The organism is Thermodesulfobacteriota bacterium (assembly GCA_040755095.1).
Taxonomy (GTDB): domain Bacteria; phylum Desulfobacterota; class Desulfobulbia; order Desulfobulbales; family JBFMBH01; genus JBFMBH01.
This window is the reverse complement of the sequence record JBFMBH010000116.1, coordinates 1-15,404: the sequence shown is the minus strand read 5'-3', so window position 1 is coordinate 15,404 and position 15,404 is coordinate 1. Positions and strand designations below refer to the sequence as shown.

General features: G+C 67.6%; 16 protein-coding genes. 4 read left to right on the top strand and 12 right to left on the bottom strand.

The window, feature by feature from the left end:
* From AB1634_15160 to AB1634_15105, 12 genes are all read right to left on the bottom strand, one after another.
* The coding region (locus AB1634_15160) for an SNF2-related protein (protein MEW6220854.1) at positions 1-1,831 on the bottom strand (1,831 nt) is incomplete at its 3' end.
* Between the two features lie 338 nt (positions 1,832-2,169).
* Positions 2,170-2,478, bottom strand: coding sequence for a hypothetical protein (locus AB1634_15155; GenBank protein ID MEW6220853.1), 309 nt, complete (start codon positions 2,476-2,478; stop codon positions 2,170-2,172).
* 418 nt (positions 2,479-2,896) lie between these two features.
* Positions 2,897-4,129: an ATP-binding protein gene (locus AB1634_15150; protein MEW6220852.1), complete on the bottom strand. Its 1,233-nt coding sequence runs from the start codon at positions 4,127-4,129 to the stop codon at positions 2,897-2,899.
* Positions 4,130-4,142: 13 nt separating this feature from the next.
* Positions 4,143-4,364 (bottom strand): hypothetical protein, encoded by a 222-nt coding sequence (locus AB1634_15145; protein MEW6220851.1) that lies wholly within the window; start codon positions 4,362-4,364, stop codon positions 4,143-4,145.
* 82 nt (positions 4,365-4,446) lie between these two features.
* Positions 4,447-4,875 carry a hypothetical protein gene (locus tag AB1634_15140; GenBank protein MEW6220850.1) on the bottom strand — a complete coding sequence of 143 codons (429 nt, stop codon included), beginning with the start codon at positions 4,873-4,875 and terminating at the stop codon, positions 4,447-4,449.
* Positions 4,876-4,897: 22 nt separating this feature from the next.
* Positions 4,898-5,035 (bottom strand): hypothetical protein, encoded by a 138-nt coding sequence (locus AB1634_15135; protein MEW6220849.1) that lies wholly within the window; start codon positions 5,033-5,035, stop codon positions 4,898-4,900.
* Entirely contained in the window at positions 5,032-5,631 is a 600-nt protein-coding gene (locus AB1634_15130) for a hypothetical protein (protein MEW6220848.1), read from the bottom strand. The genes AB1634_15135 and AB1634_15130 overlap by 4 nt, the downstream gene beginning before the upstream one ends.
* A gap of 1 nt (position 5,632) precedes the next feature.
* Positions 5,633-6,772, bottom strand: a complete 1,140-nt coding sequence (locus AB1634_15125; GenBank protein MEW6220847.1) for an AAA family ATPase — start codon at positions 6,770-6,772, stop codon at positions 5,633-5,635.
* A gap of 110 nt (positions 6,773-6,882) precedes the next feature.
* A complete protein-coding gene (locus AB1634_15120; protein ID MEW6220846.1) occupies positions 6,883-9,213 on the bottom strand; it encodes a helicase-related protein in 2,331 nt (776 codons plus the stop codon).
* Positions 9,214-9,370: 157 nt separating this feature from the next.
* Positions 9,371-10,063: a DUF166 family (seleno)protein DfsP gene (dfsP, locus tag AB1634_15115; GenBank protein MEW6220845.1), complete on the bottom strand. Its 693-nt coding sequence runs from the start codon at positions 10,061-10,063 to the stop codon at positions 9,371-9,373.
* A gap of 11 nt (positions 10,064-10,074) precedes the next feature.
* Positions 10,075-10,815 carry a glycosyltransferase family 2 protein gene (locus tag AB1634_15110; GenBank protein ID MEW6220844.1) on the bottom strand — a complete coding sequence of 247 codons (741 nt, stop codon included), beginning with the start codon at positions 10,813-10,815 and terminating at the stop codon, positions 10,075-10,077.
* The gene (locus AB1634_15105; GenBank protein ID MEW6220843.1) at positions 10,812-11,213 is read right to left on the bottom strand and encodes a HEAT repeat domain-containing protein; all 402 of its coding nucleotides are present in this window, start codon (positions 11,211-11,213) and stop codon (positions 10,812-10,814) included. The genes AB1634_15110 and AB1634_15105 overlap by 4 nt, the downstream gene beginning before the upstream one ends.
* Before the next feature lie 129 nt (positions 11,214-11,342).
* Between AB1634_15105 and AB1634_15100 the strand changes: the two genes are divergently transcribed.
* The 4 genes from AB1634_15100 to AB1634_15085 form a co-directional block, all read left to right on the top strand.
* Positions 11,343-13,022 carry an AAA family ATPase gene (locus AB1634_15100; GenBank protein ID MEW6220842.1) on the top strand — a complete coding sequence of 560 codons (1,680 nt, stop codon included), beginning with the start codon at positions 11,343-11,345 and terminating at the stop codon, positions 13,020-13,022.
* A gap of 5 nt (positions 13,023-13,027) precedes the next feature.
* On the top strand, positions 13,028-14,035 hold the full coding sequence (locus AB1634_15095) for a general secretion pathway protein GspB (protein ID MEW6220841.1): 1,008 nt from the start codon (positions 13,028-13,030) through the stop codon (positions 14,033-14,035).
* A gap of 59 nt (positions 14,036-14,094) precedes the next feature.
* Positions 14,095-14,754 carry a MarR family transcriptional regulator gene (locus AB1634_15090; GenBank protein MEW6220840.1) on the top strand — a complete coding sequence of 220 codons (660 nt, stop codon included), beginning with the start codon at positions 14,095-14,097 and terminating at the stop codon, positions 14,752-14,754.
* A 423-nt stretch (positions 14,755-15,177) separates the two neighbouring features.
* The coding region (locus tag AB1634_15085) for a hypothetical protein (GenBank protein ID MEW6220839.1) at positions 15,178-15,404 on the top strand (227 nt) is incomplete at its 3' end.

Here is a 15,404-nt window from a genome sequence, read left to right as displayed (position 1 = left end):
GCTCGTCGAGCTTCGGCGCGCCGGCGGTCTCCTTGTCCACCAGGCCGGCGGCGGTGCAGGCCATGCGCGCCTGCTGCAGGGCGGCCAGGAGCCGGTTCTCCTCGCCAGGGGTCAGCCGCCGCTTCTTGGCGATGTTGGCCATGCTGCCGGCGACGTTCATCGCCGCCGCGTGCAGCTCCTGCTGCTTGGGCGTCATGGCCACGTCGAGCCGTTGCACGATCCGATCCGGCAGCTGGTCCCGCACCAGCCGCCGGTCCCGGCGCAGCATCACCGGCGCCAGCCGCTGGCGCAGCACCGACAGATTCCGGTAGCCCAGCACCTTGCCCTTCTCGTCGGTGACATGGAAGTCCACCATGTAGCGCCAAAGGGGCCCCAGCACCCGGGGATCCACCACCTGCATGAGGCTGTAGAGATCCTCCAGCCGGTTCTCCAGGGGCGTGCCCGAGAGGACAAAGGCGTAGCGGCTGGGGATGAGCTTCACGGCGTTGGCGATCTTGGTGCGCCAGTTCTTGATCCGCTGCGCCTCGTCCAGGATGACGAGATCCGGACGCAACGTCTCGTTGATCACCGACAGATCCCGGAGCACCAGCTCGTAGTTGGCCAGGAAGAAGGCCGCCTGCCGCCGGTACTGCACGCCCCGCTCCGGTGCCGGGCCCTCGATGACCTGCACGCCAAGACCAGTGAAGCGGCCGATCTCCCGGGCCCACTGCTGCTTGAGGGAGGCCGGGCAGATGATGAGGATCCGCCGCACCCCTTCCTGGTCGTGGAGCCAGACCGCAGCGCTGATGGCCTGCAGGGTCTTGCCCAGCCCCATGTCGTCGGCCAGGAGCGCCCGGCCGGTACCGGCCAGGAAGGCTACGCCCTCCATCTGGTACGGATAGAGCCGGGCGTTGACGCCCGGGAGGCGGCCACCCGTGGCGGCGATCTGGCGGCGGATCTCCCCGGCCCGCAGCCGGTGGGCAGCCGCGGCCGCCAGCTGCTGGGCATAGCCCACCGCATCCTCGCCCACATGGACATCCGGCCGGTCGTCCAGGATCTCCACCAGCCGGAAGAAGTCCTCGGGCAGCCGGCCCGTGAACAGGCCCTCGGCGTCGAAAAAGTCGTCGAGCAGGGCGGTCAGATCAGAAGACAGCTGCCGGGCGCGATGGAGGCGCAGCCGGGGCGCGGCGGCCACGTCCCAGGCCAGATAGATGTAGGGGAACGGGGCGGGCTCGGCCAGGAGCTGCTGGTAGTCGGGGTGTTTCGCAATCCGGTGCAGCACCGCCTCGATATGCTTGCAGGTGCCCAGCTGGTTGTTGGCAAAGTCCGGGCAGGTGCAGAAGTTGGCCCGACGATGGAGGCTGCGGATGGCCACCCGGTACTGGCGGGGGAAATGGGTGGTGGCGGCGGTGGAGCCGGCACGCCAGGTCCCGAACCAGGGCTCGCCGCTGGTGGGCTCCACCCGGACCTCGGTCCGGCCACGCTTGATCCGCTCCTGGATGGCGGAATCCGCCGCCGACAGGAGCTGGTCGGTCTGGCCCTTCTGGTCCGCATAGGCCAAAAGGGTCGCCACCTGATGGGGGCAGGCGGTCTCCAGGTCCTGCTGGCAGGCGCAGGCCATCTCCAGCCGGCCCTCCACATCCAGGACCATCTCCACCTGGAGGGGGAATTCCTGGCCATCGTCGTCCACCTCGGCCCAAAGCCGTTCGCCGTCCTGGTCGATGGCCAGCACCCGATGCTCCTTGAAGGCGCGCAGCCCCAGGCCAATGACCTGCTCGGCAGCAATGGCCTGCAGGCCGTCCCGGTCGAAGAAGAAGGGGTCATCGTTGGCTGGGGTGATGCAGCAAGCCATGGCTGGGCTCCTGGATCCTGGGATGACGATGGGCCGGCCCCTGGGCGGCCGGGGTCTGTCTCGGCTCGCTCTTTACATCCTGGGATCGCCACGGGTCAAGGGAAATGAAGAACTGGGCCAGACCGGGTGTATGGCGAAGGCCGGCGAGCCCTGGGGCAGCACCAGCCGCATCACCGTGCCGGCCCCGGGGGCGCTGTCCACCTCCACCCAGCCATGGCCTCACCCCGCCGCCGGTCCCCAGTTAGCGCACCAGCTCCAGCCACTTCCAGGTCCTGGCAGCCTCGGTGGGCAGCCCCGCCCCAACCCGACGGCGAACTTGGTGGCAAGGGCCGCCTCATTCAACCCGCACCGCCTCGCCAAGGCCAAGCTCCTGCAAAACCTGACGCAGCTCGCTGGCAAGCCCGCTCACAGCGTCGGCCGGGATCGTCACCGATGGCGGCCACGAGCCGGGATTCGCCGAGCTGGCCGAGCACGACACTCCGGAAACCGGGCTCGCCAAGGGGGGCCGACCCCAGGGTGATCAGCGGTTCGGTACGTGCCTTGCGGAAGGCATCCTGGGCGGCAAGGGAGATCCACTGCGCCAGCATGGCCAATGTGCCGCGGGTCTGCTGGAATTGCGGCAGCGACTGCCACTTGCGCTGGAACACCGAAAGCGTCGCCGGATGGAACGGGTAGCAGGCCTCGAAACGCAGCTGAGAGCGTCGTCAGCGTGTGTGTCTTTCCGCCGCCGAACTGGGTGATGAGGGTCAAAACCGGCGCCGTGTTGTCGGTGCGGCCGGCAAGACGCCTGAGCACCATGCCGGCATGCTCCCGTGGAGAAGGTGGTGCAGTTGCCGTCGATGGCGACAATGACCAGGTCCGGGGTCGAGGAAAGATCGACGGATCTCTCGACAAGTGTCTGGTAGAGCCGGAACTCCTCGATGGCTCTGCCATGGCCGCCTCGTGCGGACCGTACGTGCACCACGGCCGCGACCCCTTCCTCTTTTGCGATCCGCTGGAGGAGTGGTCCAAGGAGCGCCTCGTGGCCGCGCTCCTCGACGAACAGGTCGACGACGACAGGCTCACTCATCGAGTGAGTCCCCGCAAGAGCAGGCTCTCGAAGAGCCCATCCTCGGTGCCGGCGGTCAGGGCCGCTGCGATCTCCTGGTTCTGGAAGAGCGGTCCCGAGACGTCAAAGGGCTGCACGATCGTCGTGGCACCGTCCCGCCGCACGTTGAACAGGCCGATGTCCGATGGCCGACGGCCGGCGCCTCTCAGCATCGCATCGCAGAACAGCGGCGAGTGGGTGGTGACGACGACCTGGCGGCCCTGCTCCAGCGCCAGGGAGAGGAGAAGCTGGGCGATGAGCTCCAGACGGCGGGGGTGCACGCCGTTTTCCGGTTCCTCGAAGGCCAGAAGCGAGCCTCCCCAGGGATTCACCGCGATGGCGCACAGGGCCAGCACCCGCAGGGTGCCCTCCGAGACGATGCGCGAGGGGTAGTCAACGCCGGCCTGACGGATGAGGATGTCGAGGGTGCCCCGGCGCTTGTCGAGGTCGACGGGCAGGTCTTCCACGCTGGGGACGATGGCGCGCAGGGTGCGGACCACCGCGGCGAAGTGCTTCCCCTGCTCCGCCCGCAGCCGATAGAGAAAAGGCGCGATGTCGCCGCCGAGCACGCCAATGTCCCGGACATCGGCAGGGGATCTCTCGGCACGCATGGCAACGCGAGGGTCCAGGTAGTAGATCCGCCACGCCGTAAGCTCCTGCCGCACCCGATCCAGGGCCCGGTACTCCAGGCCGCCGAGTCGCGGGTCGGAGAGAATGGTGTGGGGCAGCCCCAGGGGCTCGTGGCGGGGATGCGCCGGCTTGCTCTTGCGCCGGATGCGCAGCTCCCCATCAACCCTCTCGACCTGGGGCCTGTTCTTGGGCTCGCCGCGCACGCCCAGTTGCGCCAGGTACTCATCGGCGACCGTGAGCTTGCCGGATGCGGGCTCGATCCGGACCGTGATCCGGTAGCGGTAGAAGTCCCTGCCAACGCCGAGATCAGCGTCGAGGCTGAAGCTGGCCTCGGGCGCGCCAAGCAGTTCCTGGAGCCCGCCAACACCAAACGAAAAGCTTTCGATCTGACGCCCCCGGATGGGATCACCCAGGGCGTCGGCGAGGGTGCGCTCGGTCCCGATCCGGGAAAGCGCCTGGATGGCGTCGAGGAGGTTGCTCTTGCCGGTGGCGTTGGGGCCGAACAGCACCGCCAGGCGCGGCAGCTCGACGCCGACGTCCACCAGGGACTTGAATCCCCGCACGGTCAAATTCTTCAGCACAAGGAACCCCCCTTCAGCGCTCACCGTCTACCGGCTCGGTCAGATCCTCACCGGGTGGCAGGGCGACGGCATCGGGACATTCCTCGACCACCATCCCGTCGCGCCAGATTACGAGCGGCACTTTGAGCTGCCGATGCCGGATGATGATCCGGCGGTGCGCGGCGACCATCGCCCGATCAATGGCCTTGCCGTCGCGAAGGATTGCACTGGCATCGCGGGTGCCGTCCTCCTTCATACCGTCCCCTCAATGCGTTGGCAGAGCATCTTCCGCTTGGTCTCGTCGACGACCACCACACATTGCGGGCGTTGCCGATGACTCATCGCGGCACCGCCAGCAGCATGGCGTCCAGCAGGCGTTTCTCCTCGCTGCCCCGGGGGTAGAGGGCGGAAAGGGCATTGGCAAGGCGCAAGAAGTCCGGTCCGCGATCCTGTTCGGTCTTGATGAGTGCCCGCCACGCGTTGGTGCGTCCGCCCGCCTGGAGCAGCATGGCCGCATGCACCCGGTCGAGGGTGGTGGCCTCACGGGCGGTGGCGAGGCGGTCGGCGGCGACAGGGATGGCGGCGACGACGACGCGGCGACCACGGGCAGGGCGGACATGCGGCGCCGTCTCCTGCTCCGGGAAGAGCAGGGCTGGCGTGGCACGGACAGCGGCTGTGGCAGGCTGTTCCAGGCGCGCAGCAACGGCGCTGGGGCCATCCTGGCCAAAGAGCTGGCGCGCGCGCTCCGCCACCGGCAACAGCAGCACCACTCCCTTGTTGTTTTTGCCTTTAATTGCAATTCACTGGCCTTTTTTTGCCAGAATCCGCCACCGGTGAGCGGATCGACTTCTCCCGTGCTGCATGCCGGCTGACCTCGGCAATGGGGAAGTCCACCTCGGCAAGACGCTTGCACTCCTTGGGGATCATGGGGCGGCCTCCACCAGCCTGCGCAAACAACGGATGGTCCGGGCCAGGCTGTCGGCCCTCTTCGCGGCGACGTCGGGACGCCAATGGCCGCTGATGAATTCGATCAAACGGGAGGGATACGCCGGGCCGACCGAACGGCCGCTGCCTTGGCGGGGTACCATGTCCTCGCGGATGGCCTTGCGGCGCGAGGTTCGCGCCAGGTTGACCATGGTGGACTTCGGATCGTCGAGGACTTCCGGCTGACCGGGGATTCTCTTGCGCGCCACGCCAAGAAACGCCGCCAGGGCCTCCTGGTCGGCCAGGAGCCATGCCTCCACCGCACGGACGGCGACCCGGAAACACAGCCCAGGTGCTGGTGCCGGCAGCCACGCATCGCAAAGCGGCGGCGCGCAGCCAGCCTCGCGGTCGAGATCCACGAGAACCAGCCAGGGCGCGTGGTGGGCAGCGTTGTTGTAGCCCCCGACATGTTGTCGCAGATGGGGTTTGCCCTGCTTGCCATGGACGGGTCCCATTTCCGCACCCACGTGGGTGATGAGCCTGCCGGCGACGGCTTCGTCCGTGGGGCCCTCGACTGCCGCAGTGACAATGGGTGCCATGTTATCGCTCGCCGAACAGGGTCAGTTGCGCTGCCTGTTGCGGTCGGGTGTGGGGGATCACGGCATCAGCCAGGGACAGCCCGCCTTCCAGAAGATGGCCAATTTCCCGGTGGGAGCCGGCGGCCGATACCTGGGTGCCCTCGCGGGTTGGCGCAAGCAGCAACACCTCGTCGAGCCCGATGCCCTCGTCGCGCAACAGATCCGGCGAATGGGTGCTCAGGAAGACCTGCCGCCCGGTTCGTCGTTGCACCCGCGCCAGTATCTGCGGCAGCAGGCGCACGATCTCGGGATGGAGCGACAGCTCGGGCTCTTCCAGGAGCAGCGGGCCCTCCTTGTCCAGCGCCGCCCAGAGCAGCCCCAGCAGGCGGAGCGTGCCATCGGAGAACTGCTCCTCGGTCTGCCAGGCGCCCTGGGGCCGCCAGTGCTGATACTTGCCGCGCAGGTGCGGCACGCCACGACCATCCCGCCAGAGATCGATCGCCTCAAGCTGCGGCACCGCCACCCGCAGGGCTTCCTGTATCCGTCTGAGGCGCGCATCTTGCGTCTTCGCCGGCGTCTTCGCCACTTGTTCCAGGAAGTCGCCGCCAAAAGGATCGTTGGTTCGCCCCAGGGAGCGGTCCGGTTCGCGGACCAGCTGGGGCACGATGTGCAGGTAGCGGATGGAGCCGAAGAAGGTCGCCAGCTCGCGGAACTCCTTGTTGGCGTTCACCTGTTCCAGATGCGTCTGGGTCAACTGCTCCGGATCAGCCCTGTCCGGTTCTCCCGGACGATCGAGGAGCATCTCCTGGTTGCGGCGCACCTTCTCCTTGCGCACCAGCGGCCGCCGCTGATTGTCCTGATGGAAGGCCAGCTCGTAGTCCCACGTTGCCGCGTCGTCCTCAGTTCCCAGAGTGACGACGATTTCCACGTCGGGATACCGTCTTGCCGCCAGGCACCGGATTGCGGAAATGCCCGCGCGCCGTTTGACCGCCTCCTGGAACCCGCCGCCGGTGGACGCGAGATCCCTGAGGAACCGGAAGGCATCAAGGAAGTTCGACTTGCCGGAGGCATTGGGCCCGACCAGGAACAGACGGTCGTGGATCGTAGCGTCCGCCTGGGCGAAGTTCTTCCAGTTTTTGAGAGAGATCTTCCGGATCTTCATTCCCTGTCCCCGTATGGTGGCGCGTCCCTGCCCACCTGCACCGGCTTCTTCTTGTGCGTCCGCCGAGCAGTCGCTGTGGATTGGATAACTCCGTTTGGGGGGGGCGGCGGTTATGGCGTTTTTTTGGGCGCGCCCATATCCGTTATGGGCGCGCCCATATTTTGGGACGCCAAGACATAAAACCCACCCTTCAATTTTCCTCGTGCCAGAAGCACACCCCTCTCCACCAGGCGGGTCAGGAGTCGCTTGGCCTGATCCGGAGACAGCTGACACAGTTCCGCTGTTTCGCGCCAGGTAATCCGCCCATGTCTCGTGACATGCTGGAGCACTATCTGCGCCGTGAGATCTTGTGCCAGGCCAGGCCCGTGGACAGAGGCCGGCTGCTCGCCGAGCCGGCGCCAAGTCGCGGCCGACAGGTGCCACGTCCGTCCCGTACGATCACCTCGCGCTTCGACCAGGCCCCTCTCCACCAGCTGTTGGAGCCGGGCCTGCGCCTCCGCCTCGCCTTTCTGGATCACAGCCGCGGCGTCGGCAATTGTCGTGCGCTGGTCGAGCCACAGGTGATGCAGGAGCAGCAGACTGTCGAGGCCGAGCGGCCGCTCGGCCAGACCTTCCTCGGCCACCAGTCGGACGAAGGCCAGGTTCGCCTTGCCGCCGGGAAGCACGAGCACGACACCGCTTTCGTTGCCACGACTATAGTCCGGCGCGGGTCGGCCATTCCGAAGCTCTTCGTAGAAGATGGTGTCGATGCCCCGGGCCGTGCGCTCGACGATGCCGGCGCGCTTGAAAGCGTCTGCCAGCAACGGGTTGCGCGGCCTGGGCTGGGTGACCAGCAGGTTGTCGAGGCGAACGCCGGCGGGAAAGCCGCCGGGACTGGCGATCTCGATCCGGTCGTTGTGCCACTGCACATGCACCGCGCCCAGCCGGGTGTAGTCCCGGTGGATCAAGGCATTGGCGACGCCCTCCCGGAACGCGCCTGGTGGGTGGTCCGGCACGCCGACGCGCAGCATACCGACCAGGATCTCTTCTTCCCGGTTACGCGCCCGGAAACGGGCCAACAACTCGTCCACCACCCGCAAGAGCGGCCAACGGAAGAAGTCGTTCACCTCCACCCGCTGCTCCAAAAGCACCTGGAAGGCGACCTCATGGGCCGGCAGGAAGCGCCGCAGGGAATCCTCCCGGCCGAACAGGAGCAGCGCCAGGACCCGGACCGCCGAGACGGAATGATTCGCCTGCACCGCCCCCAACGCCTTGGCGAGCTCAAGGTCGCCAAGATCCACCAGGGAGTTGTCACCCCGGCCCTGACCCTCGCGGACGAAGCGGCGGAAGCGCTCGAATTCGAGGGGGTCCAGATCCTCCCAGCGGGCTTCCGGAAGGATCAGCGCCGTGTAGTCGAGCAGCCCACGATCGGCCTGCAAGCTCTGCATCTCGTGGAAGTGCATGGGCAAACAGGCCGGCCTGCCATCGCCGATGATGGCCCGCCGCAGATACTTGCCCTCGGTGGTGCCTACCGGGGATCGAACGAATGGCACCTCGATCGCGTCGTCTTCCAGGGCGTCGCGGATCTCCTGGAGCTTCTCCAGCAGCCGCTGGAGAACCTTGCCCTCGATGGTGTTGCTGGCCACGAAGTTGAAGATCAGGCAGTCCTTGCGCTGGCCGTAGCGGTGGATGCGGCCCATCCGCTGTTCCAGGCGGTTGGGATTCCACGGGATGTCGTAGTTGAAAAGGACGTGACAGATCTGGAGGTTGATGCCCTCGCCCGCGGCCTCGGTGGCCACCAGCACCTGGATGGCCCCCTCCTTGAACTGCTGCTCGGCGTGGAGGCGGGTGCCGGGCTCGTCCCGGGAGCCGGACTTCATGCCGCCATGGATGAAGCCGACGCGGAACCCCCACAGCTTCAGGCGAGCAACGAGGTACTCAAGGGTGTCCTTGAACTCGGTGAAGAGAAGCAAGCGTTGCTGGGGGTGGTCGAAGAAGCCTTCCTTCTGGAGAAGAGCCTTGAGTTGGGACAGTTTGGCCTCAACACCCGACTCCTCGACCACCCGGGCCTGACCGGCGAGGCGCCGCAATTCCTGGATTTCCTGGCGCACCTGCATGTAGTCGTACACAGCCTCGAGCTGGTGGGGCAGCGGATCAACGCGGGAGATGGAGAGTCCGAAATACGGGTCGAACTCGTAGGCGATGCCGAGGGCATACGCCTGGAGGCCAAGGCGGAGGAGGCGGCCGTCGCCATCGAAGGAAGGGCCGGCAAGAACAATGGTCAGTCGCTCGAGATCAGCGCTGGTCAGGGTGACCTTGCGGAAGCGCTCGGACTCCACTCCCACCAGGCCGACGATCCAACTCGCCGGGCCGTTCGGTTGCACGGTTTCGACCCGCATGGATTCGTTGAACAGGGGCCCGGTCAGCACCTGGCCAGGCTCAAGCGTGGTGGACTCTTCCATCATGGTCCGTTTCTCGTCATCGACAAGCCCAGCAGGAGTGCATCAGTGCAGTGCCGGAACCATGCTAATCAGGCCATCAGAGGCCTGTCAACGAAAACGGCCCGGAATTCCCGTGGGTTGGACGAGACGGGCGAGGAAACGGCGGCGGAGGGAATAATCATCCCGGTCCCTGCCCCGGTGAATGGGCGTCGTCCTCGGCCAGGGCGCGCCGCAGGGCCTGGCGGAAGGCGGCGGCATGGACGTCGCCGGCGTAGTGCAGGGGGCTCTTGCCGGAGATGGGATCGAAGCGGCTGGGATCGGCGTGACACCGGTACTGGACCTCCCGGCCGATGGCGGTCTGGACTTCGGCGTGGGGGCGGCCGATGAGGCGGGGCAGCACCAGCCAGGTCGCGCCGCAGGGGGCGCCCCGGAGGACGGTGAGGTTCGCCACCCGCTCGCCTTCCAGAGCCACCGCCAGCTCGGGCAGCCCGAACTGCTCACCATAGGCCCCCAGGCCCGGGAGGCGGCCGAGGCCGCATCAGGTGAAGGGGGTGATGGCACCGGCGGTCCGCTTGCCGGAGGCGACCACCGGGATGCGGCGTTTCTGGCCGAGGGCGGACAGGTGCTCGGACAGGTCGGGATGGCGCAGGAAATCGAGAACGAGGTCGGCCTGCCAGTCCTCGGGCAGGAAGGCGGCGGGGTCGTCGATGAAGGACGGCAGCGGGCCGCTGACGGAAAAAACGTGACCGATGGCGAGATTGCGGCCGAAACGGCGGATGCCCTCGATCTTGCGCTGGCCGGAGCCATTCTCTTCGAAGACGGCCAGGATGAAGGGGCTTGCCGCGCCGGCGGCGGCGCATGCACTGGTCATGGCCACAGCGCTCACCGGCGGCAGAACAGGTTGTACTTGAGGATGACATAGATGGCCCGGACGCCGTCCCGCCAGCCGATCTTCTTGCCCTCCCGGTAGGTCCGGCCGTGGTAGGCGATCCCCACCTCGTAGATCCGCCAGCGCTTTCCGGCCACCTTGGCGGTGATCTCCGGCTCGATGCCGAAGCGCTCCTCCTCCAGGGTGAGGGATTCCAGGACCTCCCGCCGGAACATCTTGTAGCAGGTTTCCATGTCGGTGAGATTGATGTTGGTGAACATGTTGGACAGGATGGTCAGAAAACGGTTGCCCACCATGTGCCAGAAGTAGACCACCCGGTGCGGTGCGCCGCCCATGAACCGGGAGCCGTAGACCACATCCGCCCGGCCCTCGGCGATGGGAGCCAGCATCTTGGGATACTCCTGGGGGTCGTACTCCAGGTCGGCGTCCTGGACCACCACCACGTCCCCGGTCACCCGTTCGAAGCCGGTGCGCAAGGCGGCGCCTTTGCCGCGGTTGACCGGATGGAAGATCACCCGCAGCCGCGAGTCGACGATGGTCTGCAGATGCTGCCGGGTGCCGTCGGTGGAGCAGTCGTCCACCACGATGATCTCATGGACGGGAACCGGTGCGGCATGGACTGCCGCCAGCACCGCGTCGATGGTCCGGATCTCGTTGTACACCGGCATGACCACCGACAGCCGGGGTTGGGGGATCGGCCCGCCGGACGCGCCGGGGGAAGAAGCAGGCTTCATGGCGTGCTCGCCTCCCCTGCCAGCTCCTGGGCGATCAGGGCGACCTGGGGATCGGGGTCAGCGGTCAGGCGGGCCACGGCGGCCAGAGCCAACGGGCCACCGATGATGCCCAGGACGGTTGCGGCCTCACCTCGGAGAAAAGGATCCTCCTCGGCGAGGAGGGGGATAAGGGCCGGGACCGCCTGTGCCGCCTCCGCTGGCCGCGCCGCCACCAGCTCCTCAAAAAGCACCGCCACCCCCAGCCGCACCATGTAGCGCTGATCCCGGATGAGATCCCCGACCAGGAGGTGCAGGGCCGGATCCTCCTTGAACATGGCGACCACGTTCTCCACGTGGCCCATCTCGAGAACATCGGCGATCACCCTGACAAGCTCCGCCTGGCTGATGGCATCGGTCACGAATCGGGTCCTCCCCCTGGGCACGCCCCCCTCGTGTGCCGAGGGAGAAGCGGCCTCGCTGTTGAAAGCCGGTGGCATCCGGGTATTATAAAGCCGGCTGAGCCGGTTGTGCAAAGCCGCCCACCCCCCATGTATGCAGAATTCTTCCACCTGAAGGAACCGCCCTTCTCCATCACCCCAGACCCCCGCTTCTTGTACATGAGCGAGCGGCACCGGGAGGCCTTCGCCCATCTGCTCTACGGGGTGGAGAATCAGGGCGGCTTCGTCCTGCTCACCGGCGAGGTGGGCACCGGCAAGACCACCGTCTGCCGCTGCCTGCTGGAACAGCTGCCGCCGGGCACCGAGGTGGCCCTGATCCTCAACCCCCGGGTCAGCGCCCACGAGCTTCTGGCCAGCATCTGCGACGAGCTGCGGATCTCCTATCCCAGGGAGACCACCAGTGTCAAGGTGCTGGTGGATGCCCTCAACAGCTTTCTCTTGGCGGCTCATGCCCAGCAGCGCACGGTGGCGCTGGTCATCGACGAGGCCCAGAACCTGACGCCCGAGGTCCTGGAGCAGGTCCGGCTGCTCACCAACCTGGAGACCCCGACCCATAAGCTGCTCCAGATCATCATGCTGGGTCAGCCGGAGCTCCTGGAGATCCTGAGCCAGCCCGGCCTGCGCCAGCTGGCCCAGCGGATCACCGCCCGTTACCACCTGGGGCCCTTGAGCCGGGAAGAGACGGCGGCCTATGTCCGCCATCGACTGGCGGTGGCCGGCACCCAGCAACAGCTCTTTCCCGCCAGGGTGCTTGCCGGCCTCCATATTTTGAGCGGCGGCACGCCGCGGGTCATCAACGCCCTGTGTGACCGGGCCCTTCTGGGCGCCTATGCCCAGGGCAAGCCGGTGGTGGAGGGGCGGATCCTGCAGCAGGCGGCCCGGGAGGTGCTGGGCAGGCCGGCCCGGCCTCGCCGAGCCCGCCCCGCATTTCTGGCGGCCGGGACGGCGGCGGCCGTTCTCGCCTTGGCGGTTGCCGGCTGGCGCCTGCAGGCGGTGCCTGACTTGGCCGCACGCTTGGTGGATCCAGCCCCTGATCTGGCGGCGGTCGCCACCACCTTGACCTCCCCCCCGGCCGTGGCCTCCCCTGAGGAAGCCCCAGGGACCGGGCAGTCTGCAGCCGGCGCCGCCGAGGTTCCGCCCGCTGAGTCCACGGATCTGGCGTGGACCGGGGACGAGACCGCGGCCCTGGGTCTCGACCAGGCCTTCGCGGCCCTGTTCAGCCTCTGGGGTCTGGACTATGATCCGAAGGGTCCCGCCCCCTGCCGGCAGGCCGAGGCCTTGGGCCTGGCCTGCCTGGTACGCCAGGGACGGTTGTCTGACCTTGCCCAGTTGGATCGACCGGCGGTGCTCTGGCTGATTGGCGACGATGGCGCGCCGTTGTTCACCACCCTGGCGGTCCTGGATGGCGAAGAGGCCAGGGTGTCCTTTGGCGGCGCGTGGCAAGCGCTGCCCAGCCAGGACCTGCTGCGGCGCTGGTCCGGCTCCTACACCGTGCTCTGGCAGCCGCCGCCCGACTATCAGGATTCCATACGGCCAGGGCATCAGGGAACCGATGTGGCCTGGCTGGACAGGCGACTGGCCCAGTTGTTTCAGCGCCCGCCCCGGTCTGGCCAGATCCAGACCTACGATGAGGAGCTGGCCGCCCAGGTGCGGCGCTTCCAGGAGCAGCAGGGCCTGGTGGCGGACGGCATCGCGGGCGTCCAGACCATCATCCGCCTGGAAGGCGCGTTGAGTGGCCAGGGCCCCTTTCTGCGGCCACGACGGGAGTAGCGGCCATGTCGTACATTCTGGAGGCCCTCAAGAAGTCGGACCAGGAGAGACGGCGCGGACAGGTGCCCGACCTGCGCACGGTCCAGGGATCCCTGTCGACGCCGGCCCCGCAGCGCTCCCGATGGGTGCTGGTCGCCGCAGGCCTTGTTCTGCTCTTTGGGGGCAACGTCCTGGTCGTCTGGTGGCTCCGGCCGTGGGCAATCGTCGAGCCGGCGGCCGAGGGCGTCAGCACGGGACCGCCGGTCGCGATGGAACCGCCCCGGTTGGCGGCGACTTCGCCACTGTACACGCCGGCGCCGGCAGCCGGACGGACGGTGCCCGACAAGTCGCTGGCCACCCCGCCGGTTGAGCCCGCTGCGCCCTTGGCCTTCATTTCTGAACCGGTCGTCGCTGCCCCGCTGGCTGCAGCCGAGCCGATCTTCCATCCTGTGGGGCCTGCCGGTCCGGAGGGAGGGGCTGCCCCGGCCGCGGAGCCGCCAGCGGTGGTCGACGCCACGGCCCCTGGCCCGACAATCCAATCCTTCCCTGACGAGGAGGTCCTTGCCGCCCAGGAAGCGGATACCGGGATCGCCGACGACACCTTCATGCCAGAGCCCGCGGACGCGATGGAGGAGGAGGAGGAGGAGGAAGGCCTCTGGGCCGCTGCCGGGGATGGTGCCGGGGCCGGCGCGCTCGAGGCGCCGATCGCCCCACCGGCCCCTGCAAGCGCGGCCAGAACGCCGCCCGCCGCCGCCGGCGCCGCCCACGACGGGGGGGGGCCGGCGGCTGCCGGGGCGGAGGTCGAGCCCATGGACATCCGGCAGCTCCCCCTGTCGGTCCGCCACGAGTTGCCGGACATCGCCATTGCCCTGCACCGGTATTCCCGGGACGCGGCCAGCCGGCTGGTCAGCATCAACGGCCGGGTGCTGCGCCCGGGCGACCAGGTGCGAGAAGGCCTGCTTCTGGAGGCCATCACCCCCAGCGGCGTGGTCCTGAGCTTCCAAGGCTACCGCTTCCACAAGCGAGTGCTCTGACCGGCGGCACAGGTCCGCAGCCCGCACAACCAGAGGAAACTGGTTTCAGGAAACAAGGGATGACCCTGCCACGGCTCCACAAGAACATGGTTGCCGGCCTGGGCCTTCTGATCATGGCCCTGGCCATGGCTCTGGTCTTGACGGTGATCGGCAGCCGGCTGCACATCAGCTCCACCGGGGCCTCCGGCTGCCTGTGCGAGGCCCAGGGGGAGCCCTGTGTCTGCTCGCACATGCTGGCGAATCTGCCGCCGGAGATCATCTTCGGCTATGCGCTCATAGCCGGCATGCTCCTTTTGGCCGGCTATCTGGTCCGCAGCGAGATTCGGTCCGGCCAGGGGCCTGCTGCCGGGGAGCCGCGGCCCGTGGCCGAGACAGCGGACGGCTTCTTGCCCTCCCACCCGCCCGCCGCGGATGCCGGTGCAGCCCCTGCCGCCCGGCCAGCAGCCAAGGCTTCGGACCAGCCGACTCTGGACGAGGAGCGCCTGCTCGCCATGGTCACCGCCCACGGCGGGGCCATCCTGCAAGGGGAGCTCGTGGCCGAGTCCGGCCTGCACAAGGTCAAGGTCACTCGGCTCCTCCATCGCTTGGAGGAGCGCGGCCTTCTGGTCCGCCAGCGCCGGGGCCTCACCAACCTGGTGCTCGCCTCGCCCGAGCCCGCCACCCCCCCCTCCCCCGATCCTGCCGCCCTGCCGGACTCCACCACCGCGCCCCAAGGCTGACCTCGCCGGGGTGCCGGCACAGCTCTCCCCTGCCTAATCCCGACGTTTTTCCTTCCGCCCGTATTTTCTAGTTGACCCAGGGAACTGGTCGTGTTACTAATGCCATCGTTTCAATTGAAACGAATTTCTGAAATGAGGCGCCGAGCCGCAACCGCGGCCGGACCGCCACCGAGCGACGAATGGTCCTGGCTTGAACTGTCCTCCCCGAACAGGATCCAGTGCCATTCAGGCCTGAGCCCCACCCCGGCCGGCATCCCCGGGGTGGGGCTCAGGTGTCGAAGGCACGGCGCCGCCCGAGCTGCCACCTCCCCCGCACGGGACTTCTGAGGTCCCTGCTTTCATCAATCTGCAACAGGACGTTAAGGAGAGTGAACGATGGACGTATCGAGAAGAGACCTGCTTATCGGGACTGGGAAGTGCGCAATGGGCGCTGCGGCCGTGGCCTCTCTTGGCAGCGTTGGCGCGGGCCTGTTCTCCAGGGCCGAGGCTGCTGAGGCTGCTCCGGCCCTGCCCTGGCCGTACGAGAAGATCGATCCCCAGGAGGCCGGTAAGATCGCCTTCGACGGCTGGTACAAGGCCTTCTGCTCGTACGGCGTGGCGAGTGGTATCCTGATCCCCCTGCAGAAGAAGATCGGCGCCCCCTACACCAA

Excerpts from the sequence above, each read along its gene's own strand:
- AB1634_15130 (MEW6220848.1), bottom strand. The coding sequence starts at position 5,631 with ATGGCACCCATTGTCACTGCGGCAGTCGAGGGCCCCACGGACGAAGCC.
- AB1634_15095 (MEW6220841.1), top strand. The coding sequence starts at position 13,028 with ATGTCGTACATTCTGGAGGCCCTCAAGAAGTCGGACCAGGAGAGACGG.
- AB1634_15145 (MEW6220851.1), bottom strand. The coding sequence starts at position 4,364 with ATGAAGGAGGACGGCACCCGCGATGCCAGTGCAATCCTTCGCGACGGC.
- AB1634_15090 (MEW6220840.1), top strand. The coding sequence starts at position 14,095 with ATGACCCTGCCACGGCTCCACAAGAACATGGTTGCCGGCCTGGGCCTT.
- AB1634_15110 (MEW6220844.1), bottom strand. The coding sequence starts at position 10,815 with ATGAAGCCTGCTTCTTCCCCCGGCGCGTCCGGCGGGCCGATCCCCCAA.
- AB1634_15135 (MEW6220849.1), bottom strand. The coding sequence starts at position 5,035 with ATGATCCCCAAGGAGTGCAAGCGTCTTGCCGAGGTGGACTTCCCCATT.
- AB1634_15100 (MEW6220842.1), top strand. The coding sequence starts at position 11,343 with ATGTATGCAGAATTCTTCCACCTGAAGGAACCGCCCTTCTCCATCACC.
- AB1634_15125 (MEW6220847.1), bottom strand. The coding sequence starts at position 6,772 with ATGAAGATCCGGAAGATCTCTCTCAAAAACTGGAAGAACTTCGCCCAG.
- AB1634_15120 (MEW6220846.1), bottom strand. The coding sequence starts at position 9,213 with ATGGAAGAGTCCACCACGCTTGAGCCTGGCCAGGTGCTGACCGGGCCC.